The sequence below is a fragment of the Geodermatophilus aquaeductus genome (assembly GCF_900182545.1).
Lineage (GTDB): Bacteria > Actinomycetota > Actinomycetes > Mycobacteriales > Geodermatophilaceae > Geodermatophilus > Geodermatophilus aquaeductus.
This window is the reverse complement of record NZ_FXTJ01000001.1, coordinates 354,986-380,459: the sequence shown is the minus strand read 5'-3', so window position 1 is coordinate 380,459 and position 25,474 is coordinate 354,986. Positions and strand designations below refer to the sequence as shown.

Genomic DNA, 25,474 nt, shown 5'->3' with positions numbered 1-25,474 from the left:
GCTGGGGCACAGTCCCCCTGTGGGTGCCCCGGACGGGACCGTTCCATGCGCTCCGGTGATCATCCGGGCGCGTCGCGTCAGCGGATCCCGGAGACCGGGGACCACTCGCCGGCGCCCGCGGTGGCCCGCTCGACGTCGTGCAGGTCGTCGGGCTCGCCGGGCTCACTGCGCCGGGCCTGCACCATGCCGGCCAGGCTCACCAGCGCGACCGCCGCCGCGGCCCCGGCGCCGAGCAGGGCCACCAGGGTGAAGCCCGAGGCCCGCGGCAGGCCGGTGGCCGGGTCGGTGGCGGCACCGAGCAGCGCGACGGTCAGCGTGCTGCCCACGGCCTGGCCCGTCGCCCGGGCGATCGAGTTGACCGCGTTGGCCACGCCGGTCTCGCTGCGCCGCACCGCCCGGACCACCAGCGTGGGCAGCGCCGCGTACGCGACGGTCACCCACAGCTGGGACAGCAGTCCCGCCGTCACGACCAGCCAGGGCTCGGACCTGCCCAGGGCGAAGACCACGAAGCCGGCCACGCCGCTGAGCGCCCCGGTGAGCAGGGTGGGCAGGGCGCCGATGCGGTCGATGACCTTCCCGGCGAAGGGCGCGAGCAGGATGCCGGCCACGCCCCCGGGCAGCAGGTAGACGACGGCGGCCTCCAGCACCGGAGCGCCGAAGCCGTAGCCGGCCACGCCGGGCGGCGTCTGCACGAACTGCATGACGGCGAGGAAGGAGACGAACAACCCGATCCCGGTCATGAGCCCGGCCAGGTTCGGCACGAGCATCCGCGGGTCGGTGAGCAGCGCGGGGCGCACCAGCGGCTGCGCGCTGCGGCGCTGCAGCAGCACCCACAGGCCCAGGACGACCAGTGCCCCCGCCGCGCAGCCCAGCGTCAGCGGGGACGTCCAGCCCCAGCCGTTGCCCTGCGACACGGGCAGCAGGAGCAGCACGAGACCGATCCCGAGGACGACGGCGCCGAGCCAGTCGACCCGGCCGGTGGCCGTCGCGGGGCGGCGAGGCAGCAGGACCGCCACCAGGACCAGGGACAGCAGCGTGACGCCGAGCCCGATCCAGAACGGCCGGTGGTAGTCGCCGCCGTCGCCGGTGAGCAGGCCCGCGGCGACCAGCCCGACGACGCCACCGACGCCCAGCGTGCTGCTGACGATCGACATCGCCACGCTGAGCCGCTCCGGCGGCAGTTCGCGGCGCAGGACGCTGATCGACAGCGGGAACAGCCCGTAGGAGGAGCCCTGCAGCACCCGGGCGACGATGAGCAGCGGCAGCGAGCGGGTGAGGATGGCCAACAGCGTGCCCACCGCGACGGCGGCCAGGATGCCGAGGATCACCAGCTTCTCCCCGCGGGTGTCCCCGAGCCGGCCGAGCACCGGGGTGAACACGGCGGCGGCCAGCAGGTTGGCGGTGAGCACCCACCCGGCGGCGGCCGGCGAGACGCCGAGCTGCTCGCCGATGGGGCCGAGCACCGGGACCACCAGGCTCTGCAGCAACGACAGGGTGGTGACACCCAGGGACATGGTGAGGACGAGGAGCGCCGGACGCGTCGGGGCGGCGGAGGAGCCCGTCCCGGCGCGGGAGACCTCGGCGCCAGCGGACACCCTCCGATGACACCATGCGGCCGCCCTCGACGACGCGGCGGGCTGGTTGCGGGACCCAACGGTGAGTCCGGTCACAGTCCGTCAGGTGAACAGTACGTAGCGACGATTGAGAGGGCGGTTCGCTGGGGACACAGTCCCCAGACGACGAGCCGCCGGCCTGCTGCCGGGCGGCGAGACGAGACGAGCAAGGGGACGTTCGAGATGTTGCTGTGGCCTGCAGTCACCCTGGTCGGGTTCCTGGTGCTGACCGCTCTGGTGATCGCGATGGGCACCTCGACGACGGCGCGGTACGAGCGCGAGCAGCGGGCGGCGGCCGGCACCGCCACCCGCCGCGAGACCGCTCCTGCGGCGGTCGCCGTCGAGCCGGTGGGGATGGCCCAGGCGGCCTGAGCCGCCCCGCCCTGCCCCGGACGCACACGCGCCCCGCTGCTCCCTCCCGGGAGTCGCGGGGCGCGCGTGCGTCCGGGGGCGGTTACAGGTGGGCGTCCGGGGTGTCGAGCACCGTCCGGTCGAGGGACTCCAGCAGGTCCAGCCAGGTGTGCACCTGGGGCAGCTCCCACCGCTGGAAGAACCGCGCCGCGGCGCGCTTGCCCTCGTGGAAGTCGCTGGTCTCGTCCCGGGTGGCCAGCGCCTGCTCCAGCCACAGCCAGCCGACGACGGTGTGCCCGGCCGCGTCGAGGTAGGCGGTGGCGTTGGCCAGCGCCAGCGCCGGGTCGCCGGCGCCCCACAGCGTGCCGGTCACCTCGACGAGCCGGGCGACGGCGGCGTCGACGTCGGCGGCGAGGTCGGCGAACGGCGTCCCGGCGGCGCGGGCCGTCGTCGCGGAGATGGTCTCGGCCAGCAGTCGGAGCCCCGCGCCACCGTGCAGGGTGACCTTGCGGCCGAGCAGGTCGAGGGCCTGGATGCCGTTGGTGCCCTCGTGGATCGGGTTGAGCCGGTTGTCCCGGTAGAACTGCTCCACCGGGTAGTCACGCGTGTAGCCGTAGCCGCCGTGCACCTGGATGGCGAGGTCGTCGGCGACCGGGCCCCACTGCGACGGCCACGCCTTCGCGATCGGCGTCAGCGTGTCCAGCAGCAGGTGGGCGCGGCTGCGGTCCTCCTCGGTCTCGCCGGTCCGCTCCTCGTCGACCAGGCGGGCGCAGTACAGGCCCAGCGCCAGCCCGCCCTGGGCGTAGCACTTGGCGGCCAGCAGCATGCGGCGCACGTCGGGGTGGTCGACCAGCCGCACCATCGGCGACGACGGGTCCTTGCTGCTCGCCGACCGGCCCTGGGTGCGGGTGCGCGCGTACTCCAGCGCGTGCAGGTAGCCGGTGTAGCCGAGGACGGTCGCGCCCATCCCGACGCCGATCCGGGCCTCGTTCATCATGTGGAACATGTAGGAGAGCCCCTTGTGCGGCTCCCCGACGAGGTACCCGACGGCGCCGGCCCGGCCGCCCGGGCGGTGCACGCCCTCGCCGAAGTTGAGCAGCGTGTTCGTCGTCCCCCGGTAGCCCATCTTGTGGTTGAGCCCGGCCAGGACGACGTCGTTGCGCTCGCCGAGCGAGCCGTCGTCGGTCACCAGCACCTTCGGCACGATGAACAGCGAGATGCCCTTCACCCCGGGCGGGCCGCCGGGGATCTTGGCCAGCACCAGGTGGACGATGTTCTCGGTGAGCTCGTGGTCGCCGGCCGAGATCCACATCTTGTTGCCGGTGAGCCGGTAGGAGCCGTCGTCCTGCGGCTCGGCGCGCGTGGTGATGTCGGCCAGCGAGGACCCGGCCTGCGGCTCCGACAGCGCCATCGTGCCGAACCAGCGGCCCTCGAGCATCGGCCGGACGTAGGTGTCCTTCTGCTCCTGGGAGCCGTGCGCGAGCAGCAGCCGGGCGTTGCCCATGGTCAGGAACGGATAGCTCGACGTCCCGACGTTGGCCGCCTTGAACCAGGCGAACGCCGCCTGCCCGACGGTCTGCGGCAGCTGCATGCCGCCGTACTCCTCGTCGAAGGTCCCGGACATGATCCCGGACTCGCGGAACACCGCGAGCGCCTGCGCGACCTCGGGGATCATCTCCACCCTGCCGTCGGCGAACCGCGGCTCGTTCTCGTCGGCCTTGCGGTTGTGCGGCGCGAAGTGGTCCGTGGCGATCTGCTGCGCGAGCTCCATCACCGCGTCGAAGGTCTCGCGCGAGTGCTCGGCGAAGCGCGGCCGCTTGGTGAGCGTCTCGACCTCCAGCCACTCGTGGAGCAGGAAGTCCAGGTCGCGCGGCGACAGGATGAGGTTGGGGGACACGGGGCCTCCACGGACGACGGCGGCGGGAGAGCGGGCACGCTGCCCGACCGGCCCACGATAGGCCGGGTCCCGCAGGGGGAGCGGGACGGCTGGTCCGGTCCGGCGGCGCCAGGGGCGGCAGAGACGGCCATTTCTGCCGCACCGGCCGGGGACGACGGAGGCCCCTCCCCGCGGGTGCGGGGAGGGGCCTCCGGATCGTGCGGTGCCTAGCCGCGGTGGCGGCCGGCGGGCTCGGCGTCGCCCGGGCGCCCCGTCGGGGGAGCGGTCGACGTCGGGGCCGCGGCACCGGCGGCCTGGGCGGCGTCCTGGCCGGCGCCGGCACCCGGGGTGTCACCCGCGTTCCGACCCGCCGCCTCCTGCTGCGCCTGGATGCCCGACTGGTTGCGGAGCTCGAGCTGCGGCAGGAACCACAGGACGAAGAAGCCGACCGCGACGACGAGCGCCGCCACCAGGAACACCAGGTCGAGGGTGTTGGAGAAGCCGGTCCGGAACGGCGTGACCAGCGCCGGGTAGGCGTTGATCGCGCTGGTGTCGGACAGGATGCTCTCCGGCCCCGCCTGCAGCAGCGCGCCGGCCTGCTGCGCCGCCTCCGGGCTGGACTGCGCGGCACGCTCGATCTGCGCGGGGATCTCGGTGCCCAGCCGCGAGAACATGATCGACAGGAACGCCGCCGTGCCGATCGTGCCGCCCATCTGCCGGAAGAACGTCACCGAGGAGGTGGCGACGCCGATCTCCCGCGGCGACACGGCGTTCTGCACGGCGAGGATGACCGGCTGCATGTTGAAGCCCAGGCCCAGGCCCAGCAGGAACATGAAGGGCACCAGCGTCCAGACCGAGGTGTCGGCCGCGACCACCAGCGACAGGGCGACCAGCGCGGCGACCATGAAGACGACGCCGACGAGCGGGAACACCTTGTACTTGCCGGTCCGCGCGATCACCTGGCCGGACGTCAGCGCGCCGCTCATGATGCCGAGGACCAGCGGCAGCATCTGCAGACCCGCGACCGTCGGGCTCGAGCCGTGGACGACCTGCAGGTACTGCGGCAGCAGCAGGATCCCGCCGAACATGCCGGCGCCGAGGACGATGCTGGACACGCTGCTCACCGAGAAGGTCCGGTTGGCGAACATGCGCAGCGGCAGGATCGCGTCCTCGCGGTAGGCCCGCTCGGCGAGCACGAAGCCGACCAGGCCGACGGCGCCGAGGGCGTAGCAGGTCAGGGCGCGGCCGGAGTCCCAGCCCCAGGTGCGGCCCTGCTCGGCGACGATGAGCAGCGGGACCAGGGCGACGACGAGCGCGAGCGCGCCGGGCCAGTCGATGCGGTGGTCGCGCCGCTGGTGCGGCAGGTGCAGGACCCGGACGACGACGGCGAACGCCGCGATGCCCAGCGGCACGTTGATCCAGAAGATCCACCGCCAGCCGGCGAGGCCGAGGATCGACTCCTGGCCGGCGAGGAAGCCGCCGATGACCGGCCCGAGCACGCTGGAGGTGCCCCACACGGCCATGAAGTAGCCCTGGTACTTCGAGCGCTCCCGGGGCGGGACGACGTCGGCGATGATCGCCAGCGCCAGCGACATGAGGCCACCGGCGCCGATGCCCTGCACGGCGCGGAAGGCGGCCAGCTCGTACATCGAGTTGGCGATGCCGCAGAGGGCCGAGCCGACCACGAAGACGGCGATGGCGAACAGGTAGAAGCCCCGCCGGCCGTAGATGTCGGAGAGCTTGCCGTAGAGCGGCGTGGCGATCGTCGAGGTGATGAGGAACGCCGTCGTCGCCCACGCCTGCAGGTCGTAGCCCTGCAGGTCGTCGGCGATGGTCCGGATCGCGGTCGAGACGACCGTCTGGTCGAGGGCGGCCAGGAACATGCCGAGCATCAGGCCGGACAGGATCGTGATGATCTGCCGGTGGCTGAAGACGCCGCTCGCGTCCGGCGCGGCGGCTGCCGCCCGGGCGTCCCTCCGGTCGGCCGCGCTGGCGCGGGTGGTCTGGGTCATGGCTTCTCTCTCGGTACGGGGAGGGCGGTGAGGGAGCGGGGATCGGACGGCAGCGCTGCCGTGAGGTCGTCGAGCAGGCGCCCGAACAGGCCGGTGAGGGCGGCGAGGTCGGCGTCGGACCAGCCGGTGAGCATCGAGCAGAGCTGGCCGGTGCGTTCCTCGGCGAGCCGCTCGACGGCGGCGCGGCCGGCGTCGGTGACGACCAGCCGGGTGGCGCGGCCGTCGGTCTCGTCGGCCACGCGCCGCACGAGGTCCTGCTCGACCAGCCAGCCCACGTGCCGGCTGACCGTCGAGGGGTCGGCGTGCACGAGCTCGGCCAGCGCGCTCTGCCGCAGCGGGCCGATGCGGGTCAGCGGGAACAGCAGGACCAGCGCGGCGCGGTCCCGGCCGTCGGTGGCGGCCGGGAGGCTCTTGAAGGCGTGCACCAGCCGCATGAAGCGCGGCATCTGCTCCGAGAGCCGGCGGACCTCCGCCGTCCGCTCCGGCGACGGCGCGGCCGACGGGCCGGCGTCGGGGGAGGAGGCGCTGGGCATGGGAGGGCTCCGGTCAGGAGGAGGAGGGGATGATTGGACGGTACAACTGGTTGCGCGACACACGCAACCAGTTGCAGGTTGCATGCATCCGTGATGTGGAGAACAGGAACCGTGGAGTACCCGCCGACGGCGGCCGCTGCACGTGGCGGGGAAGGTCCGGTCGCCCCGCGGCGTTGTCCCCCTCGGACCTGAGGTGCCGGACGTCCGGCGGTGCGGGTCCGATCCGGTGCGATCCTGGGGGCGGTGGCCCCGGTCGCCGCCTGCCGTCCCCTCACCTGGAAGAGAGCCGAGCGCGCCCGTGACCGCGACCCTCCCGGACCTCCGGTCCCGGCTGGCCGCGCTGACCCTCGACGACGAGCACCGGCTGGGCCGGCGGCTCGAGGGCCTGCGGCGCACCCGGGACGACGCCGCCCGCGAGCGCGCGCTGGAGCGGATCTCCGCCGACGTCGCCGCCGCCGAGGAGCGCATCGCCCGCCGGCGGGCCGCCGTCCCGGTCATCCGCTATCCCGAGCAGCTGCCGGTCAGCGCCCGCCGCGAGGACATCGCCGCGGCCCTGCGCGAGCACCAGGTCGTCGTCGTCGCGGGGGAGACCGGCTCGGGCAAGACGACCCAGCTGCCCAAGATCGCCCTCGAGCTCGGCCGCGGCGTACGGGGCCGGATCGGGCACACCCAGCCGCGCCGGATCGCCGCCCGCACGGTGGCCGAGCGGATCGCCGAGGAGCTCGACACCCCGCTGGGCGGCGCGGTCGGCTGGAAGGTCCGCTTCACCGACCAGGTCGGCGACGGCACGCTGGTCAAGCTCATGACCGACGGCGTCCTGCTGGCCGAGATCGCGCACGACCGGCTGCTGCGTCAGTACGACACGATCATCGTCGACGAGGCGCACGAGCGGAGCCTCAACATCGACTTCCTGCTGGGCTACCTCGCCCAGCTGCTGCCGCGCCGGCCCGACCTCAAGGTCGTCATCACCTCGGCCACGATCGACGTCGACCGGATCGCCAAGCACTTCTCCGTCGACGGCGCCGACGTGCCCGTCGTCGAGGTCAGCGGCCGCACGTACCCGGTGGAGATCCGCTACCGCCCCGTCGTCGACCCCGACGCCCCCGAGGGCGACCCCGCCGCCGATCCCGACCGCGACCAGGTCACCGCCATCGGCGACGCCGTGGAGGAGCTGGCGCACGAGGGCCCGGGCGACGTGCTGGTCTTCCTCGCCGGCGAGCGCGAGATCCGCGACACCGCCGACGCCCTCACCGACCGCTTCCCCGGCCTCGAGGTGCTGCCGCTCTACTCCCGCCTGTCGGCCGCCGACCAGCACCGGGTGTTCCAGCCGCACACCGGCCGCCGGGTGGTACTGGCCACGAACGTCGCCGAGACGTCGCTGACCGTGCCCGGCATCCGCTACGTCGTCGACCCCGGCACCGCGCGCATCTCCCGCTACAGCGCCCGGACGAAGGTGCAGCGGCTGCCGATCGAGCCGGTCAGCCAGGCCTCGGCGCGGCAGCGCTCGGGTCGCTGCGGGCGCGTGGCCGAGGGCATCGCGATCCGCCTCTACACCGAGGAGGACTTCGAGGGCCGGCCCGAGTACACCGACCCGGAGATCCTCCGCACCAGCCTGGCCTCGGTGCTGCTGCAGATGGCCGCGCTCGACCTCGGCGCGGTCGAGGACTTCCCGTTCGTCGACCCGCCGGACCGGCGCGCGGTCGCCGACGGCCGTGCCCTGCTCGAGGAGCTCGGCGCCCTGGACGCGGACGGGCGGCTCACCGAGACCGGGCGCGCCCTCGCCCAGCTCCCGCTCGACCCCCGGCTCGGCCGCATGGTGGTCGAGGCCGACCGGCGCGGCGTGCTGGAGGAGGTGCTCGTCGTCGCGGCGGGCCTGACCATCCAGGACCCGCGCGAACGGCCGAGCGAGCACCAGCAGGCCGCCGACGAGATGCATGCCCGCTTCGCCGACGAGCACTCCGACTTCCTCACCCTGCTCAACCTCTGGCGGTACCTCACCGAGCAGCAGGAGGCGCTCTCGGGCAGCGCGTTCCGCCGCACGGTCAAGCGCGAGTTCCTCCACTACCTGCGCATCCGCGAGTGGCAGGACCTGCACGGCCAGCTGCGCAGCACCGCCCGCCGCCTCGGCATGACCCCCGGCTCGCTCGCCGCCGAGCCCGACGAGCGCGGGATCTCCGTCGCGCTCCTGGCCGGGCTGCTGTCCCAGGTCGGCCTGCAGGTCGAGGACACCCGCAAGCGGGACGGCGACCGGCGCCGCGGCGGCCGTGAGTACCTCGGCGCCCGCGGCGCCCGGTTCGTCATCGCCCCGGGCACGCCGCTGGCGAAGAGGCCGCCGCGCTGGGTGGTGGCCGCCGAGCTGGTGGAGACCAGCCGGCTGTTCGCCCGCACCGTGGCGCGTGTCGACCCGGACGACGTCGAGCGGCTGGCCGCGCACCTGGTCACGCGGGAGTACTCCGAGCCGCGGTGGGACGCCAAGCGGGGCTCCGTCGTCGCCACCGAGCGCGTGACGCTGTACGGGATCCCGCTGGTCGTCGGCCGGCGCGTGCAGTACGGCTCGATCGACCCCGTCGTCTCCCGGGAGCTGTTCATCCGGCACGCGCTCGTCCAGGGCGAGTGGACGACGCACCACCGGTTCTGGACCGACAACCAGCGCGCCATCGAGCGGGTCGCCGAGCTCGAGGAGCGGGCCCGCCGCCGCGACATCCGCGTCGACGACGAGACGCTCTACGAGCTCTACGACGCGCGGGTCCCCGCCGACGTCGTCTCCACCCGGCACTTCGACCGGTGGTGGAAGTCCGCGCGGCGCGCCACGCCGGACCTGCTCACCCTCACGCCGGAGGTGCTCACCAACGCCGCCGCGGCCGGGCAGGTGCGCGTCGAGGACTTCCCCGACGAGGTGCCGCTGATGCAGGGCCTGACCCTGCCGCTGTCCTACGCCTTCGCCCCCGGAACGCCGCAGGACGGCGTCACCGTCGACGTCCCGCTCGCGGTGCTCGACACCGTGGCCGAGCGGACGTCGGGGGAGTCGCTGGCGTTCACCGTCCCGGGCCTGCGCGAGGAGCTGGTGACGGCGCTGCTGCGGACGCTGCCCAAGCAGCTGCGCCGCGCGCTCGTGCCGATCCCCGACCGCGTGCGCGAGGTCCTGCCGCGGATCAGCCCCACCGAGCCGCTGCTGCCGGCGCTGGAGCGGGAGCTGCGCCGGTCGGCGGCCGTCGTCGTGCCGCCGGACGCCTGGTCGCCGGCGGACGTGCCCGCGCACCTGCGGGCGACGTTCCGCGTGCTCGACGACGGTGGCCGCGAGCTGGCCCGGGGCAAGGAGCTCGGCGCGCTGCGCGCCCAGGTCGCCCCGGCCAGCCGCGCCAGCCTCGCCCGGGCCGCCTCCGACCTCGAGCGCACCGGACTGACCGCCTGGACGATCGGCGAGCTGCCGCGCACCGTCGAGGTGCGCCGCGGCGGGCACGTGGTGACCGCGTACCCGGCGCTGGTCGACGAGGGGACGACGGCCGGCGTCCGCGTGGTGGCCACCGAGGCCGAGGCCACCCGGCTGAGCTGGCGCGGCGCCCGCCGGCTGCTCGTGCTGGTCGCGGGCTCGCCGACCCGGCAGGTGGTCAAGGGCCTGGGCCCGAGGAGCCGCCTGGCGCTGCAGTTCAACCCCGACGGCGAGATCCCCGCGCTGGTCGACGACTGCGTCGACGCCGCCGCCGACGAGCTGATCGCCGCCGCCGGCGGACCGCCGCGCGACGAGGCCGCCTTCACCGCGCTCGTGGCGACGGCGCGGCAGCAGCTGCTGCCGATCACCCAGGACGCCGTCCGGCGGGTCGAGGCGGTGCTGACCCAGGCACGCGAGGTCGCCGTCGCCATCGGTGGCGCGCCGGGCCGGCGGGTGCCCGAGGCGGCGATCGCCGACCTGCGCCGGCAGATGGCCGGTCTGCTGCACCGCGGCTTCGTCGCCGACGCCGGCCGCCGGCGGCTGCCCGACCTGGTCCGCTACCTCAGGGGCATGGCGCTGCGGCTGGAGAAGCTCCCGGCCAACGCGGTGCGCGACGCCCTCTGGATGGACCAGGTCGCCGCGGTCACCGCCGAGTACGAGCAGCTGCGCCGTCAGCTGCCGCCCACGGGTGCGCCGGACGACGCGGTGGCCCGCATCCGCTGGATGGTGGAGGAGCTGCGCGTGGGCTTGTTCGCCCAACAGCTCGGGACGCCGCGGCCGATCTCCGAGCAGCGCGTCTACAAGGCCATCGACGCCCTCACGGCCTAGGCGGGAGGGTCCTCGAGCGTCCCGGTCGAGGACCCGGGGGCGTCGCGCAGCAGCGCGGAGATCCGCTGACGGGTGACGCCGAACATCGCGGCGATCCGGTTGATGCTCACCTGCTCCGCCTGCAGCGCCCGGGCCTGGGCGCGGCGCCAGGAGGAGCCGGCGCCGGCCAGCGTGGACAGCACCGTGGAGATCCGTTCGACGACCAGCGGGCGGGCCTCGCCGGTGACGATGTCGAGCCAGCTGTCCCCGGAGCGGCGCTGCGTGAGCAGCTGCTGGGCGCGCTCGCGGGCGTCCTGCAGCTCGACCGCGCACCGGTCGATCTCGCGGACGAGCTGCTCCAGCGCCGCGACCGCGGTGTCCCCGGGGTCGTCGGGTGTCGTCGGCGGGTGTGCGGGGCCTGCGGACACGGGTCCTCCTGCGGACGGCGGGTTGTTCCACCGTGATCGGTTGTGCGCCACCATACTGAACACCCGTTGCATGCAACAGGTGTGACGTGCAACGGCACTTGCACGCAACGGGGGTTGCGTGGGCCGTCCCGGCCTGGGAAGTTTGACCGCGACTCAGTAGCACACAACCGACCTGCCCTCCGAGGAGCCGGTCTCGGGGGGACGGATGTCGACACTCACCGCACGGGTGGACCTGCCGCCGTCGCCGCGCAGCGTCCCCGCTGCGCGGCACGTGGTCACCGAGGCGCTGCGCGCCTGGCGGGCGCCGCAGGACGCCGACGACGTCGCCCTCCTGGTGACCGAGCTCGTGGCGAACGTCGTCGACCACGTGGGCGGGGACGCCACGCTGTCGCTGGAGCTGGAGTACTCCGACGGCTGGCTGCGCATCGCGGTGACCGACGGGTCCGCCGTCCGCCCCGTCGTCGGCGAGCTGCGCGGAGACAAGCCGCGCGGCCGCGGGATGCAGATCGTCGACGCCATCGCCGACCACTGGGGCGTCGGGACGTCGACGGCGGCAAGCGGGTCTGGTTCGTCCTCGCCCCGCCAGGACCCCGGCGTTTGACCGCGGGGCTCGCCGGGGAGGGCTAAGGGAGACCGACGCCGTTCGACGGATGGAGACAGGATGAGCGAGCCCACCAGCCACACCGAGGCAGCCGGCGAGGGCCTGTCCGACGAGGAGATGGTCGAGACCGTCGCCGGCCAGACCGACAGCGCCTCGGGTCACGCCTACAAGGCCGGCAAGGACTGGGACGGCGACGCGAGCCAGACGCCCGCGCCGCCGGACACGGAGTAAGGACCCCCCTGCCCCCCGCCGCTCGCACGCTCGCGACGGGACCCTGCAGGGGGGGCCGATCGACTGACAGACTGCCTCCCGCCCGGCACCGACCGGGCGGGAGGTGCCCATGACGACGACGTCCCCGCGCCCGGCCCGGACCGTCCCGGGAGCCGGCCCCGCGCGGCCCGACCTGCTGCGGCCGGTGCGCACGGCCACCCGCTACGCGGTGCGCCACGGCCTGCCGGCGGTCTACCTCGCCCGCGCCGCCCGCCGGGGCGACCCCGTCGGCCGCCTGCTGCGCGACCCGGCCGTGCGCGAGGACCCCTACGACCTCCACGAGCAGCTGCGCGCCCGCGGGCCGCTGTCGACCAGCACGCTCGGCCCGGTCACCACCTCGCACGCCGTCGCCACCGAGGTGCTGCGCTCGGACGCCGCCGGCGTGGGGTGGGACCGCTCGCAGGCGCCGCCGCTCATCCGCTGGGCGCTGCGCTTCGGCGACGACCTGGACGCCACCGGGGTCGCCGAGCCGCCGTCGATGCTGGTCACCGACCCGCCCGACCACACCCGCTTCCGCCGGCTCGTGAGCCGGGCCTTCACGCCGCGCGCCACGCTGGCCTCCGCGCCGATGGTGCAGCGCACCGCCGAGTCCCTGCTCGACCGGCTGGCCGGCCGCGACGACGTCGTCGACCTGGTCGACGCCTACGCCGCGCAGCTGCCCGTGCTCGTCATCGCCGACCTGCTCGCCGTCCCGACCGAGCGGCGCGAGGACTTCCTGCGCTGGGGCGCCGCGGCGGCCGCGACCCTCGACGCCGGGTTGCCGCTGCGCCGCTACCTGGCCGCCGAGCGCGGGCTGCGGGCCATGCACGCCTTCCTGCGGGTGCACTTCGACCGGCTGCGCCGTGACCCGGGCGAGGACCTGGTCAGCCGCCTGCTCACCCTCCCCGGCGACGAGGCGCTGACCGAGCGGGAATTGCACGCCACGGTCATGCTGCTGCTCGGCGCCGGCTTCGAGACGACGGTCAACCTGCTCGGCAACGCCGTCGTCCTGCTCGACGCCCACCGCGACCAGTGGGACGCGCTGCGCGCCGACCCCGCCGGCTGGGACGGCGCGGTCGAGGAGGTGCTCCGCCACGACAGCCCGGTGCAGCTGACCGGCCGCAGCATCGTCCGCGACACCGAGGTCGCCGGGATCGGGCTGCCGGCCGGCACCCGGGTCACGCTGCTGCTCGGCGCGGCCAACCGCGACCCCGCGGTGTTCGACGACCCCGCCCGCTTCGACGTCACCCGCGCCAACGCCCGCGACCACCTGGCCTTCTCCGGCGGCATCCACTACTGCCTGGGCGCCGGCCTGGCCCGGCTGGAGGGCGTCGTCGGGCTGCGGGTGCTGACCGAGCGCTTCCCGCGGCTGCGCGTGGCCGGCCGCCCGGTCCGGCGCGACCTGCAGACCCTGCGCGGCTTCGAGACCCTGCCGGTGCGCCTGGGCTGACGGCCCCCTTGCAGGGCCCCGACGCGAGCTCGCGAGCGTCGGGAGGCAAGGGGGTCCTTCAGCGGTGCGGGGGCAGCATCCCGGCGCCGACCGTGGCGTTGGTCGCCTCGTCGACGAGGATGAACCGGCCGGTGACCCGGTTGCGGTTGTAGTCGTCGACGAACAGCGGCTGCGTCGTGCGCAGCTTCACGCGGCCGATGTCGTTGAGGCCGAGCTCGGCGGCCTCCAGGTCGCGGTGCAGCGTGTTGACGTCGAGCCGGTAGGTGAGCTCCTTGACCATCGCGCGCACCGTGCGGGTCGTGTGCTTGACCGCCAGCCGCTGGCGCGGGCGCAGCGGCTCGTCGGCCATCCAGCAGACGAGGGCGTCGAGGTCCTGCGTCGCCTGCGGCACGTTGCCCGGGCGGCACAGCAGGTCCCCGCGGGAGACGTCGACGTCGTCGGCGAGGCGCACCGTCACCGCCATCGGCGCGAACGCCTGCTCGACCGGGCCGCGCGGGCCGTCGATGCCCGCGACCGTCGTCGTCAGGCCGCTCGGCAGCACCTGCACCTCGTCGCCGGGGCGGAGCACGCCGCTGGCCATGGTCCCGGCGTAGCCGCGGTAGTCGTGGAAGGCGTCGGACTGCGGCCGGATGACGTACTGCACGGGGAAGCGGACGTCGACGAGGTTGCGGTCGCTGGCCACGTGCACGTGCTCGAGGTGGTGCAGCAGCGAGGACCCCTGGTACCAGGGCGCCCGCTCCGACCGGGTGACCACGTTGTCACCGTGCAGTGCCGAGATCGGGACGACGGTCAGGTCGGGGACGTCGAGCCGCGCGGCGAAGGCGCTGAACTCGTCGCGGATGGACTCGAAGACCTCCTGCGACCAGTCGACGAGGTCCATCTTGTTCACCGCGACCACCAGGTGCGGCACCCGCAGCAGCGAGGCGAGGAAGGCGTGCCGGCGGCTCTGCTCGAGCATCCCCTTGCGGGCGTCGACCAGCACGATCGCGAGGTCGGCGGTGGAGGCGCCGGTGACCATGTTCCGCGTGTACTGCACGTGGCCGGGGGTGTCGGCCAGGATGAACGTCCGCCGCGGGGTGCTGAAGTACCGGTAGGCGACGTCGATGGTGATGCCCTGCTCGCGCTCGGCGCGCAGGCCGTCGGTGAGCAGCGCCAGGTCGACGTAGTCGCCCTTGCTGGCCCGCTCGATCGCGGCGTACTGGTCCTCGTAGACGGCCTTGCTGTCGTAGAGCAGCCGGCCGATCAGCGTGCTCTTGCCGTCGTCGACCGACCCGGCGGTGGCGATGCGGATGATGTCCTTGCGCGCCGTCGCCAGCTCGGCCGCCTGCTCGGCGGCGGGGGAGTGGACGTCGACGGCGGACTGCTCGGACATGGCCTCCATCCTCCCCCGCCGGTCCGGGCCGCGGCGGCCGGGGCCGGAACGGAGGACGCTGGTGTGAGCGGCGCCACCGGGCCCGCGGGGAGGGGCGGGCGTGGGCGCGTTCGTGTTCCTCGTGCCGGTGCTGCTGGTCGTCGTCGCCGGGTACTCCGTCGGCTACGTCGTCGCGGAGGCGCTCGGCGTTCCGGCGCCCGAGGCGGTGGCCTGGCCGGCCGGGTTCCTGCTGCTCGCGGTCACCGTCGTCGCGCTGCTCCGCTACCGCCGCCGGAGGAGGAGGGCTAGAAGTAGCCCTCCTTCTTCCGGTCCTCCATCGCGGCGTCGCTGACCTTGTCGTCGCCGCGGGTGGCGCCGCGCTCGGTCATCCGGGTCACCGCGATCTCGGCGATGACGTCGGCGACGGTCGTCGCCTGCGAGCGCACCGCGGCGGTCAGGTTGGCGTCGCCGACCGTGCGGTAGCGCACCGTCTCGCGGAACACCTGCTCGCCCCCGCGCGGGCGGACGAACTCGTTGACGGCGTAGAGCATCCCCTGCCGCTCGACGACCTCGCGCTCCTGCGCCAGGTACAGCCCGGGGATCTCGATGCCCTCGCGGGCGATGTACTGCCAGATGTCGAGCTCGGTCCAGTTCGACAACGGGAAGACGCGGATCGACTCGCCCAGGTGGATCCGGCCGTTGTAGAGGTCCCACAGCTCGGGGCGCTGGTTCTTCGGGTCCCACTGGCCGAACTCGTCGCGGAAGGAGAACACCCGCTCCTTGGCCCGCGCCTTGTCCTCGTCGCGGCGGGCGCCGCCGAACAGCGCGGTGAAGCCGTGCTCCTCGACCGCCTCGAGCAGCACCGGCGTCTGGATCCGGTTGCGCGAGCCGTTGGGCTCCTCCCGCACCAGGCCGCGGGCCATCGCGTCGGGCACGGAGGCGACGACCAGCTCGACGCCGAGCTCGGCGACCCGCTTGTCGCGGAACTCCAGGACGTCGGGGAAGTTCAGCCCGGTGTCGACGTGCATGACCGGGAACGGGATGCGCGCCGGCGCGAACGCCTTGCGGGCCAGCTCCAGCATGACGATGGAGTCCTTGCCGCCGGAGAACAGCAGCACCGGGCGCTCGAGCTCGGCGGCCACCTCCCGGATGACGTGGATCGACTCGGCCTCGAGCGTCTCCAGCTGGGTGAGCCGGTAGTCGGGGGTCGTCACCGCCCCAGTGTCCGTCACGCGGCTGCGCCGCCCGGCCCGGCCCCTCGCCCGGGCCCTCAGCGGACGGCGGCCAGGAGGTCGCCGGCCAGCTCCGGGCGGCACACCAGCAGGTCCGGCAGCGAGGGATCGGGCTCGTTGTAGCGCAGTGGCGACCCGTCCAGCCGCAGCGCGGTCAGCCCCGCGGCCAGGGCGACGGCGACCGGCGCGGCCGAGTCCCACTGGTACATCCCGCCGGCGTGCACGTAGGCGTCGACCTCGCCGCGCACCACCGCGGTCACCTTGAAGCCGGCCGAGCCCATCGGCACCAGCTCGCCGCCCACCGCGCCGGCGGCCGCGCCGGCCTGTGCGGGCGGGCGGGTGCGGCTGACCGCGATCCGCGGCGACCGGGCGACCGCCGGCGGCAGCCCGGGGGCGGGGTCGGTCACCAGCACCTCCCCGACGGCGGGCAGCGCCACGGCGGCGGCGCTCAGCGTCCCGCCGGCCCACAGCGCCACGTGCACGGCGAAGTCGGACCGGTCCGTCTCGCCGTACTCCCGCGTGCCGTCGAGCGGGTCGACGATCCACACCCGCCCGGCTTCGAGCCGGCTGCGGTCGTCGGCGGCCTCCTCGCTGAAGACGACGTCGTCGGGACGCTCGGCGGCGAGGACGGCGGTGATCGCCTCCTGCGCCGCGGCGTCCCCGGCGTCCCCCAGTGCGCGACCGGTCAGCCCGCCGGCGCGCAGCGCCATGAGCACGTCCGCGGCCGCCCGCGCCGCGGCGGCGGCGACCTCGACGTCCCTCACTCCGCGCTCCCCGGCGCGGTCGCGTCGGTGGGCCGCGACGGCGGCGCGTGCCGGCCGGAGGCGTCCGTGACCCGCGCGAAGTACTCCGCGCGCAGCTCCTCCCGCGGCAGGACGAAGACCGCTCGCGCCTCCACCAGCGGCCGGTCCGGCTCGTCGGCCAGCGCGATCGTGCCGGTGACGACGGACTTGCGGCCGCCGGCCTCGGTCACCCGGGCGCGGCAGACGATCGGGGTGTCCAGCGGCACGGGGCGGCGGTAGTCCAGCTCCAGCCGGGCGGTCATGCCCCACAGGCCCGCGCGGATCGTGGCCGCGCCCAGCACCTGGTCCATCACCAGGCCGCTCATCCCGCCGTGCAGGAAGCCGGGCGGTCCCTCGTAGGCCAGCCCGAAAACCGCCTCGCCGACGACGCCGCCGGGTTCCTCGCGCAGCCGCAGCGGCGGGGCGAGCGCGCTGCCCACCCCCGTCGCCGGGTTGTAGACGCGGCGGAACTGCACCGGGTCGTCGAGCGCCGGGAGCTGCCCGGGCGGGCGCACCGAAGCGGTGAGCCGGCCGGTGACCTCGCGCACGACCGCGGCGGCCTCGGCGAGGTCGGCGGCCGGGACCGCCGTGCGCACCGAGGCGTCGACCAGGCCGCGCAGGGCTCCGCCGAGGTCGGCGACGGCGTCCATCAGGACGGCGTCGTACGGGGCCCCTCCGCTGTCAGTGCTCACCGGCGGACGGTAGCCCCGCGGGGGCGGCGGCCCCTCCGGGGGCACTGCCGGGCAGACCCCACGGCGCGACCGTCGCCCCATCGCCGCGGTCGCCGTCGGCGTCGTCACCCGGAGCGCTGCCGGGGCCCCCACCGGGCAGGTCGGGGCCGGAGCGGGGCAGCCGCACCGTGAAGGTCGCGCCGCGTCCGGGCGCGGTGTGGAGGTGCACGTCCCCGCCGTGTGCGGCCACGAGCGAGGCCACGATCGACAGCCCGAGCCCCGTCCCGCCGGCCCTTCGGCTGCGCGAGGCGTCGGCGCGGAAGAAGCGCTCGAACACCCGGGCGGCGTCCTCGGGTGCCATGCCGGGGCCCTCGTCGGTCACCCGGAGCACCACCCGGTCGCCTCCGTCGCTGGTGTCCTCGCCGATCGAGACGGTGACCGGGGCGGTCTCGGGGGTGTGCACGAGCGCGTTGGTGACCAGGTTGCCCACGACCTGGCGCAGCCGGGCCTCGTCGCCGAGGACGACCGGCACCTCCGTGAGGGAGTCGTCGAGGTGGAGGCCGACCGGCCGGCCGGGCTGCAGGACGCGCGCGTCGTGGACGGTGTCGCCGGCGACCTCCGCGAGGTCCACCGGGGCGATGCTCAGGGGCCGCTGCTGGTCGAGCCGGGCCAGCTGCAGCAGGTCCTCGACCAGGACGCCCATCCGGCCGCCCTCGCTCTCGATGCGCTGCATGAGGCGGGCGACCTCCTCGGGGCTGCCGACCGCGCCCTGGCGGTAGAGCTCGGCGAACCCGCGGATGGAGGTCAGCGGGGTGCGCAGCTCGTGGCTGGCGTCGGCGATGAACCGGCGCATCCGCTCCTCCGAGGCCCGGGCCTGCTCCTCGGAGGCCTGCTGGGACCGGAAGGCGGCCTCGATCCGCGCGAGCATGCCGTTGAGCGCCTGCGACAGCCGGCCGACCTCCGTGCGGTCGTCGCCGGCGGGCACCCGCTGGGACAGGTCGCCGGCGGCGATGGCCTGGGCCGTGCGCTCCACCTCGGTCAGCGGGCGCAGGCTGCTGCGCACCAGCCAGTACCCGGTCAGGCCGAGCGCCACCAGGACGACCAGCCCGACGACGATCTCGATGTACACCAGCCGCGCGATGACCCGGTCGTCGCGGTCGAGGTCGCCGCCGACGACGAGGGTCAACCCGCCCGGCATCCGCTCGGCCGTGACCAGCCACTTGGTGTCCCCGTCGCCGGAGGCCACCGTCTGAGACGTCGACTCCGGCGGGCCGCCCTCGCCCGGCGGGCGGCTCTCACCCCGCGGGCCGCCCCACGCCGTGGCGGCGTCGTCGGCGATCTCCTCCACGTCCTCGGCGTCGAGGTCGGGCAGGTGACTCGTCCCGAGCGGGCCGTTGAGCACGATCGGGTCGTCCTCGCCGGGTACGACGCAGGCCAGATAGCTGTCGGGGTCGACGTACCGCTGCCGGCCGCCGAGGTAGCAGCCGGCCAGGATGCGGTCGTCGGAGATCGCGTCGCGGACGGTGGCCTCGAGCTGCTGGTCGAGCTGGGCGACCAGGTAGCGCTTGAGCAGGGAGGTCGCCGTCACCCCGGTCGCGACGAGCGCCAGGGCCACGAGGACGAGCAGCATCGCGACGAGCGTGATCCGCAGCGGCACCCGCGGGAGGCGGGGGCCGCCGCGGGCGGTCGCTCCGGGGAGCCCGGCGGGCGTGCTCACGCGCCGCGTGGCAACCGCAGGGTGTAGCCCACCCCGCGGATGGTGTGCAGCAGACGCGGCTCGGTGGTGTCCACCTTGCGCCGCAGGTAGGAGATGTAGGACTCGACGACGTTCGCCTCGCCGTTGAAGTCGTAGTTCCACACGTGGTCGAGGATCTGCGCCTTCGACAGCACGCGCCCGGCGTTGGCCATGAGGTAGCGCAGCAGCTTGAACTCGGTGGGGGAGAGGCTGACCACCTGGCCGGCCTTGACGACCTCGTGCGACTCCTCGTCGAGCTCGATGTCGGCGAAGGTGAGCCGGCTGGTCTCGACGGCGCGCTGCTGGCCGGTGCTGCGGCGCAGCACCGCCCGGATGCGGGCGAGGACCTCGTCGAGGCTGAACGGCTTGGTCACGTAGTCGTCACCGCCGAGGGTGAGCCCGGAGACCTTGTCCTCGGCCGCGTCGCGCGCGGTGAGGAACAGCACCGGCGTGTGCCGTCCGCTCTCCCGCAGCCGGCGGACGACGCCGAAGCCGTCGAGCCCCGGCATCATGACGTCGAGGACCAGCAGGTCGGGGCGGAAGGTCGAGGCCAGCGACAGCGCCTGCTGCCCGTCGGCCGCCGTCGCCACCTCAAAGCCGGCGTAGCGCAGGCTCGCCGACAGCAGCTCGCGGATGTTGGGCTCGTCGTCGACCACCAGGAGCCGCGCCTCCGGAGCGGTGGGTCGAGCGCCGCGTGCTCCCGTCACGACAACTCCCGTCGGACGCCTGGCTGCTGTGGTCATGCCCTCAGGTTCTGCGTCGGGGCTGCGGTCGCACTGGACGCTACCTGTGAGTTGCCTGTGGGCGGCCGTCCTCGGGCGCAGGCTCAGGCGGGCGCCATGGCGCGGCCGCGCCGCCAGTAGCCGATCGCGTGGTGCTGGGCGCGCGAGAGGCCCCAGCGGCCGCGCAGGTCGGCGCGCACCGCCCGGACCGCGGCCGACTCGGCGGCCACCCAGGCGAAGACGTCGTCCCCGGCCGGCCGCTCGAGCGCCGCGACCGCGTCGGCGAGCAGCGTGCTCTCGCCCGGAGCCGTGTCCCCGCGGTGCAGCCAGCGCACCTCCACCCCCGGCGGCGCGGCGAGGACCTGCTCCTCCTCGGGCCCGGCCACCTCGACCAGGGCGACGCCGCGCGCGGCCGGGTCGGCCGCGGCCAGGATCCGGCTGATCGCCGGCAGCGCCGTCTCGTCGCCGGCCAGCAGCAGCGTGCCGGCCGGGCGGTCCCCCAGCGCGCCGCTGCCGGCCACGCCGAGCAGCGCGCCCGGCGCGGCGGCGCCGGCCCACGCGGCGGCCGGCCCGTCGCCGTGCAGCACGAAGTCGACGTCCACCTCGCCCCGGGCGGGGTCCTGGCGGCGGGCGGTGTAGCTGCGCAGGCTGATGCCGTGCGACCCGGAGGGCCACACGATCCGCCCGTCCCGCGCCACCGCGGGCCAGCGCGGGTCGGGGTCGCCCACGCGCGGCACGAGGAGGTTGACCGTCGGCCCGGCCGCGGCGACGGCGTCCGGCGTCCCCGACAGCACGACGCGGCGCACGGACGGCGTGACGTCGGAGACCGAGACGACGGTGAGCACGTCGACGGGGCGGGGACTGCCCGGCAGGTGGGCGTCCCCCTGGGCGCGGGAGCCCGCGGGTTCTGTCACGGCGGCGAGCGTAGGGACCGGGCCGACGACGGGCCGACCCGGCCGACCCCGGGGGAATGGGGTCGACCGGGCCGGCGATCGAGGACGGGTCGTCTCACTCAGCGTCATCGCTGCTCGACTCTCAGCAGCGGATTCGCCCGTGACCTCCCCGTCGGTGACCACGCTACGTGAGCGCGGCGGTCCTGCCACCGCACGAGCGGGTGACGTGCGGGTCCGCGGGGGTGATCTGCGTCGCCCGGCGGCCCGATGTGTGTGCCCCGCGGGCGCCGGGCACCGGGGAGTCACGACTCGATGACCGCGTTCGACGACCACGGAGGTCCGTCAGATGGCCGACGACTTCACGAAGGGTGACCACGTCACCTGGAACAGCCACGGCAGCAAGGCCGAGGGCACCGTCACCAAGAAGATCACGAAGGAGGCGGAGGCGGGCGGTCGGAAGGTGAAGGCCAGCTCCGACGAGCCCCAGTACGAGGTCAAGAGCGACAAGAGCGGCAACACGGCGGTGCACAAGCCCTCCGCGCTCGACAGGAAGTAGGAGGAACCATGAGCGAGATGGACGACCGCTTCGCCGGAGCGTCTTCCCGCAGTGACAAGCACAGCCCCCGGGTCGACGAGGAACTCGAGCACGAGATCCAGGGGATGCTCAAGTCCGGCCACGCCACGCGGTCCGAGGAGTTCCGCGAGGTCGAGCCGGTCGCGGAGGGCGAGCCGGACACCGCGACGAGCCCGAACAGCACGCTGATCGGGGGTGTGCCGGTCGGCATGACCGAGGACGCCGTGGTGGCCCGGGCCGAGCTGGCCCGCTGGCTGGTCCGCGCCGACTTCCCCGCCGACGGGCCCGCCCTCGTCGAGGCCGCCCTCGACCACCGCGCGCCCGACGCCGTCGTCGGGGAGCTCCAGCGGCTGCCCGAGGGCGAGACCTTCGAGCGGATCGGCGACGTCGCCCGCGCGCTGGGGTACCCGACCGAGACCTGACCGGCAGGACCCGCAGGGGGCTCAGGAGCCGGTGCGCTCCTGGGCCCCCTCGTCGTCCCCGTCCTCGGCGATCTCCTCCCGGCCGCGCCGGCGGAACAGCTTCGAGCCCGGGAAGCCCTTCACCACCTCGCGGATGTCCTGCATCGTGTCGACCAGGTCGTGCACGTCGGTGCCGACGTCACCGAGGGACTCCAGCACCGGCAGCATGCTCTCGTCCAGGTGGGTCACCAGGGTGGGCAGCCGGTCCACGAGGGTGACCAGCGCCTCGACCTCGTGCGGCTCGAGCGTCTCGGCCAGCCGGCGCACCGACGGCGCCAGGCGGGTCAGCGGCTCCTCGTACCCGGCCAGCAGTGGGTCGATCCGCCCGACGAGCGCCTCGGCCCCGCCGACCGCGCCCTCGGCCCGCGCCACCGCGCCACCTGCCCGCCCGGTGATGGCGTCCACGGCCGTGATCGCGTCGTCGGCTTTCTGCTGGGTCTGCTGGACGGCGCCGATGGCGTCGTCGGCTTTCTGCTGGGTCTGCTGGACGGCGCCGATGGCGGCGTCGGCTTTCTGCTGGGTCTGCTGGACGGCGCCGATGGCGGCGTCGGCTTTCTGCTGGGTCTGCTGGACGGCGCCGATGGCGGCGTCGGCTTTCTGCTGGGTCTGCTGGACGGCGCCGATGGCGGCGTCGGCTTTCTGCTGGGTCTGCTGGACGGCGCCGATGGCGGCGTCGGCTTTCTGCTGGGTCTGCTGGACGGCGCCGATGGCGGCGTCGGCCTTCTGCTGCGTCCGTTCGACGTTGCCGATCGCGGCGTCGGCCGCCCGCTGGGTGGCCTCGACGTTCCCGATCGCGGCGTCGGCCCGCTGCTGGGTGGCCTCGACGTTGCCGATCGCGGCGTCGGCCCGCTGCTGGGTGGCCTCGACGTTGCCGATCGCGGCATCGGCACGCTGCTGGGTGGCCTCGACGTTGCCGATGGCGGCGTCGGCCCGCTGCTGGGTCTGGCCCACCGACGAGATGGCCCGGTCGGCCGCCGCGATCGTGGACCCCGCGCCGGCGACCAGACCGTCGGCCCGCTCGCGGGTGGAGTCCAGCGCGGTCACCGCGTCGTCGACCCGGTCGACCAGACCCTCCGCACGGTCCACCACGGCGTCGACGCGGTCCAGCAGCCCCTCGAGCCGACCCACCGCCGCGGCGACCCGGGGCACGAGGGCGAGCGCCTCGGCGACCCCCTCGCGCAGGCTGTCGACGGCGGAGAAGACGTCGGACGGACCGGGGATCGACGGGAGCCTCACGCGCCGACGCTACGTCCGGACCTGGCGCCCTGCCTGGTCGGACGGCCGGTTCCCGCCCGAACGGGGGCCTCCGGGACGCGCCCGCCCGGCGGGTCACGGCGCGTGGAACCGGTCGACGGCGGCTTGCGGCCGTATCGTTGAGTGCTGTCCCGCTTGCGGGGCGCAACGACACGGACAGCGTGACACGGACAGCACGGCGCGGACCACGACGATGGGATGTCGACACCGGTGGGGGACGAGCGGGGGCGGGACCAGCGGGGCGGCGACCGCGATGCGCCCGGTCCGGTGACCGTCGAGCAGTTGCTGGCCCGCCAGGGCGGCGCCACGGGCCGCCGGGCCGCGCGGCGCACCGGCGAGGTGCCCATCCCCCTCGAGCCCGGTGAGTCGCTGCCGCCGCACCGCGGCCCCCTCCCGCCCGTGCCGGGGTCACCCGCCGCGTCCGCGGCCGGGCGGTCCCCGGCCGCGCCCGCCACGCCGGACGTGAGCGACGACCCCGCCGGCCCCCGCCGCGGGCTGCCGCCGGTCCCTGGCTCCCCCGCCGGTGCCCAGCGCTCCGCCCCGGTCCCGCCGCTGCCGCCGCTCGGCGGCGCCCACCGGTCGGGCCCGGTCCCGCCGCTGCCCGGGACGCTCCGCGAGCAGGCCGTCCACCGGTCCGGCCCGGTGCCGCCGCTGCCGGCCGTGCACCGGTCGGGTCCGGTGCCGCCGCTGCCCGGGATCCCCGCGTCCGGCGTCCAGTACTCGCGGCCGGTCCCGCCGCTGCCGGGCACCCCGGCCGCCGGCGTCCAGTACTCCCGTCCCGTCCCGCCGCTGCCCGGCCGCCCAGCCCACCCGCCGATCCCCGGCCTCGACGGCCCGGCGATGTCCGGCGCCGGCAGCACCCGGCGCCCGCTGGCCGAGCGTCCGCCGCGCAGCCCCGGGCGGCGGCGGCTGGTCCGCGCCGCCGTCGTCCTCGGCGTGCTGCTCGGCCTCGTCGTCGGCTACCACGCCGGGCTGTACGCCTACGTCGACCGCAGCATCGCCCGCGTCACCGCGCTCGCCCCCGAGGGCCCGGAGGTCATCGCCCCGCAGCTGCAGGAGGGGGCGACCACCTACCTCGTCGTCGGCACCGGCCTGCCCGGCACCGACGGTCCCGCCTCGGTGACCACGATGCTGGTCCACGTGGCCGCCGCCGGGGACCGCGCCGTCCTGGTCAGCGTGCCGCCGACCGCGCTGGTCGACACCCCCGGCTGCCGCGCCGACGACGGCTCCCTGCGCGAGCCGGTGTCCGAGGCCTTCGCGTCGTCGCTGCTGGCCGGCGGGCCGTCGTGCATGGTGCGCGCGGTGCAGCAGCTGTCCGGGCTGCGCGTCGACCACTACCTCGCCGTCGACCTCGGCCGGCTGCCCGCGATGGTCGACGCCGTCGGCGGTGTGAGCCTCTGCCTGCCCACCACCGGCCCGGCCGACGCCGCGTCCGCGGCTCCGCTGCCGGCCGGCACCTCGGAGCTGACCGGCGCCGAGGCGAGCCGCTACCTCGCGCCCGGGGACGCCGGGTCCGACGTCACCGGGGTCGCCGCCGCCGAGCGCACCGAGCAGCTGCTGTCGGCCACGATGCGCTCGGCCATGACCGTGGGGACGCTCGCCAACACCTACGAGCTGACCCGCTTCCTGACCCGCGCCGCGGACGCGCTCACCGTCGACGAGCAGACGACGCTCGGTGACCTGCGCACGCTGGCCTCGGCGCTCGGGAGCCTCGACGGCGACGCCGTGCAGCACGCCGTCCTGCCGGTGGCGCAGGTCGGCTACGTGCCGGCCGGCAGCGACCAGGCCGTCGTGCTGCTCGACGGCGCGGCCACCCGCTCGCTGTTCGACGGCGTCATCGAGGACAGCTCGGTGCCCGCCGAGCTGGCCGTCCCCGTCGCCGCGGCGGCCACCGAGCCAGTCGCGGACCCCGCGGCGGCCGCGTCCCCGGCCGCGGAGAGCCCCGCGCTCGACACCGGCGCCGAGCAGGCGCCCGCCAGCCCCGCCGCGCAGCCGCTCACCGTCGCCCCGGCCGCGGTGGGCCTCGACGTCCTCAACGGCACCGCCACCGCCGGGCTGGCCTCCACCGTGGGGGACCTGCTGCGCCAGCAGGGCTTCACCGTGGGGCAGGTCGGCAACGAGCGCGGCACGGTGAACCAGACCGTCGTCCGGCACGGTCCCGGGGTGGTCGAGCAGGCGCGCACCGTGGCGGCCGCCGTCCCCGGTGCGGTCCTGCAGCCCAGCGACGCCATCGGCGACACCGTGCAGCTGGTCCTGGGTCCCGGCTACACCGGCGTCGTGCCGGTGCAGGTGCCCGCCCCGGCCCCCGCCGCGGCGGTCGCGCCGGCGCCGGCCGCGGAGTCCACGCCCGCCGCCACGCCTCCCACGAGCGCCGGCCCGGTCAGCTGCGACTGACCCGCGTGTGCACGCAGCGCGGTCGATCCGCCCGCCGCACGACGCTGGGTGCACA

Annotated in this window: 22 protein-coding genes; 9 read left to right on the top strand and 13 right to left on the bottom strand. The window is 75.2% G+C overall.

Annotated features, from left to right (window positions below):
* Positions 1 to 77 precede the first annotated feature (77 nt).
* Positions 78 to 1,595: an MFS transporter gene (locus FN207_RS01880; RefSeq protein WP_246065684.1), complete on the bottom strand. Its 1,518-nt coding sequence runs from the start codon at positions 1,593 to 1,595 to the stop codon at positions 78 to 80.
* 201 nt (positions 1,596 to 1,796) lie between these two features.
* Between FN207_RS01880 and FN207_RS01875 the strand changes: the two genes are divergently transcribed.
* Positions 1,797 to 1,985: a hypothetical protein gene (locus tag FN207_RS01875; protein ID WP_110910098.1), complete on the top strand. Its 189-nt coding sequence runs from the start codon at positions 1,797 to 1,799 to the stop codon at positions 1,983 to 1,985.
* A gap of 82 nt (positions 1,986 to 2,067) precedes the next feature.
* Here FN207_RS01875 and FN207_RS01870 read toward each other — a convergent pair whose 3' ends face one another.
* The 3 genes from FN207_RS01870 to FN207_RS01860 all read right to left on the bottom strand — a co-directional run bounded on the left by FN207_RS01870 (position 2,068) and on the right by FN207_RS01860 (position 6,385).
* The gene (locus FN207_RS01870; RefSeq protein WP_142456655.1) at positions 2,068 to 3,861 is read right to left on the bottom strand and encodes an acyl-CoA dehydrogenase; all 1,794 of its coding nucleotides are present in this window, start codon (positions 3,859 to 3,861) and stop codon (positions 2,068 to 2,070) included.
* 206 nt (positions 3,862 to 4,067) lie between these two features.
* Positions 4,068 to 5,852, bottom strand: coding sequence for an MDR family MFS transporter (locus FN207_RS01865; protein WP_142456654.1), 1,785 nt, complete (start codon positions 5,850 to 5,852; stop codon positions 4,068 to 4,070).
* Entirely contained in the window at positions 5,849 to 6,385 is a 537-nt protein-coding gene (locus tag FN207_RS01860; RefSeq protein ID WP_142456653.1) for a MarR family winged helix-turn-helix transcriptional regulator, read from the bottom strand. The genes FN207_RS01865 and FN207_RS01860 overlap by 4 nt, the downstream gene beginning before the upstream one ends.
* 298 nt (positions 6,386 to 6,683) lie before the next feature.
* Between FN207_RS01860 and hrpA the strand changes: the two genes are divergently transcribed.
* Positions 6,684 to 10,643, top strand: coding sequence for an ATP-dependent RNA helicase HrpA (hrpA, locus tag FN207_RS01855; RefSeq protein ID WP_142456652.1), 3,960 nt, complete (start codon positions 6,684 to 6,686; stop codon positions 10,641 to 10,643).
* Here the strand turns inward: hrpA and FN207_RS01850 are convergent.
* Entirely contained in the window at positions 10,640 to 11,050 is a 411-nt protein-coding gene (locus tag FN207_RS01850; RefSeq protein WP_142456651.1) for a hypothetical protein, read from the bottom strand. The genes hrpA and FN207_RS01850 overlap by 4 nt on opposite strands.
* Before the next feature lie 205 nt (positions 11,051 to 11,255).
* On the opposite strand from FN207_RS01850, the gene FN207_RS01845 reads away from it, so the two are divergent.
* The 3 genes from FN207_RS01845 to FN207_RS01840 all read left to right on the top strand — a co-directional run bounded on the left by FN207_RS01845 (position 11,256) and on the right by FN207_RS01840 (position 13,350).
* On the top strand, positions 11,256 to 11,651 hold the full coding sequence (locus tag FN207_RS01845) for an ATP-binding protein (protein WP_246065683.1): 396 nt from the start codon (positions 11,256 to 11,258) through the stop codon (positions 11,649 to 11,651).
* A 60-nt stretch (positions 11,652 to 11,711) separates the two neighbouring features.
* The gene (locus tag FN207_RS26090) at positions 11,712 to 11,882 is read left to right on the top strand and encodes a hypothetical protein (protein WP_170149159.1); all 171 of its coding nucleotides are present in this window, start codon (positions 11,712 to 11,714) and stop codon (positions 11,880 to 11,882) included.
* 109 nt (positions 11,883 to 11,991) lie between these two features.
* Positions 11,992 to 13,350, top strand: coding sequence for a cytochrome P450 (locus FN207_RS01840; RefSeq protein ID WP_142456650.1), 1,359 nt, complete (start codon positions 11,992 to 11,994; stop codon positions 13,348 to 13,350).
* Between the two features lie 58 nt (positions 13,351 to 13,408).
* Here the strand turns inward: FN207_RS01840 and FN207_RS01835 are convergent, their stop codons facing one another.
* The gene (locus FN207_RS01835; RefSeq protein WP_142456649.1) at positions 13,409 to 14,722 is read right to left on the bottom strand and encodes a sulfate adenylyltransferase subunit 1; all 1,314 of its coding nucleotides are present in this window, start codon (positions 14,720 to 14,722) and stop codon (positions 13,409 to 13,411) included.
* Between the two features lie 100 nt (positions 14,723 to 14,822).
* On the opposite strand from FN207_RS01835, the gene FN207_RS01830 reads away from it, so the two are divergent.
* A complete protein-coding gene (locus FN207_RS01830) occupies positions 14,823 to 15,053 on the top strand; it encodes a hypothetical protein (protein WP_142456648.1) in 231 nt (76 codons plus the stop codon).
* Here FN207_RS01830 and cysD read toward each other — a convergent pair.
* From cysD to FN207_RS01800, 6 genes are all read right to left on the bottom strand, one after another.
* Complete coding sequence (cysD, locus tag FN207_RS01825) at positions 15,007 to 15,915, bottom strand: sulfate adenylyltransferase subunit CysD (protein ID WP_142456647.1); 909 nt, start codon at positions 15,913 to 15,915, stop codon at positions 15,007 to 15,009. The two genes, FN207_RS01830 and cysD, sit on opposite strands and share 47 nt — an antisense overlap.
* Before the next feature lie 56 nt (positions 15,916 to 15,971).
* On the bottom strand, positions 15,972 to 16,697 hold the full coding sequence (locus tag FN207_RS01820; RefSeq protein WP_246065682.1) for an inositol monophosphatase family protein: 726 nt from the start codon (positions 16,695 to 16,697) through the stop codon (positions 15,972 to 15,974).
* Positions 16,694 to 17,407: a PaaI family thioesterase gene (locus FN207_RS01815; RefSeq protein WP_142456646.1), complete on the bottom strand. Its 714-nt coding sequence runs from the start codon at positions 17,405 to 17,407 to the stop codon at positions 16,694 to 16,696. Before FN207_RS01815 ends, FN207_RS01820 begins: the two co-directional genes overlap by 4 nt.
* Entirely contained in the window at positions 17,397 to 19,103 is a 1,707-nt protein-coding gene (locus FN207_RS01810; protein WP_281282121.1) for a sensor histidine kinase, read from the bottom strand. The genes FN207_RS01815 and FN207_RS01810 overlap by 11 nt, the downstream gene beginning before the upstream one ends.
* The gene (locus FN207_RS01805; RefSeq protein ID WP_142456645.1) at positions 19,100 to 19,828 is read right to left on the bottom strand and encodes a response regulator transcription factor; all 729 of its coding nucleotides are present in this window, start codon (positions 19,826 to 19,828) and stop codon (positions 19,100 to 19,102) included. Before FN207_RS01805 ends, FN207_RS01810 begins: the two co-directional genes overlap by 4 nt.
* A gap of 119 nt (positions 19,829 to 19,947) precedes the next feature.
* Positions 19,948 to 20,757: a siderophore-interacting protein gene (locus tag FN207_RS01800; protein WP_246065681.1), complete on the bottom strand. Its 810-nt coding sequence runs from the start codon at positions 20,755 to 20,757 to the stop codon at positions 19,948 to 19,950.
* 325 nt (positions 20,758 to 21,082) lie between these two features.
* Here FN207_RS01800 and FN207_RS01795 point away from each other — a divergent pair, with 325 nt between their 5' ends.
* Positions 21,083 to 21,292 (top strand): hypervirulence associated TUDOR domain-containing protein, encoded by a 210-nt coding sequence (locus FN207_RS01795; RefSeq protein ID WP_142456643.1) that lies wholly within the window; start codon positions 21,083 to 21,085, stop codon positions 21,290 to 21,292.
* 8 nt (positions 21,293 to 21,300) lie between these two features.
* A complete protein-coding gene (locus FN207_RS01790) occupies positions 21,301 to 21,732 on the top strand; it encodes a DUF2795 domain-containing protein (RefSeq protein ID WP_142456642.1) in 432 nt (143 codons plus the stop codon).
* A gap of 21 nt (positions 21,733 to 21,753) precedes the next feature.
* Here FN207_RS01790 and FN207_RS01785 read toward each other — a convergent pair whose 3' ends face one another.
* Entirely contained in the window at positions 21,754 to 23,007 is a 1,254-nt protein-coding gene (locus FN207_RS01785; protein ID WP_142456641.1) for a coiled-coil domain-containing protein, read from the bottom strand.
* Between the two features lie 216 nt (positions 23,008 to 23,223).
* Between FN207_RS01785 and FN207_RS01780 the strand changes: the two genes are divergently transcribed.
* Positions 23,224 to 25,419 (top strand): LCP family protein, encoded by a 2,196-nt coding sequence (locus tag FN207_RS01780; RefSeq protein WP_142456640.1) that lies wholly within the window; start codon positions 23,224 to 23,226, stop codon positions 25,417 to 25,419.
* The last annotated feature ends 55 nt before the right edge of the window (positions 25,420 to 25,474 follow it).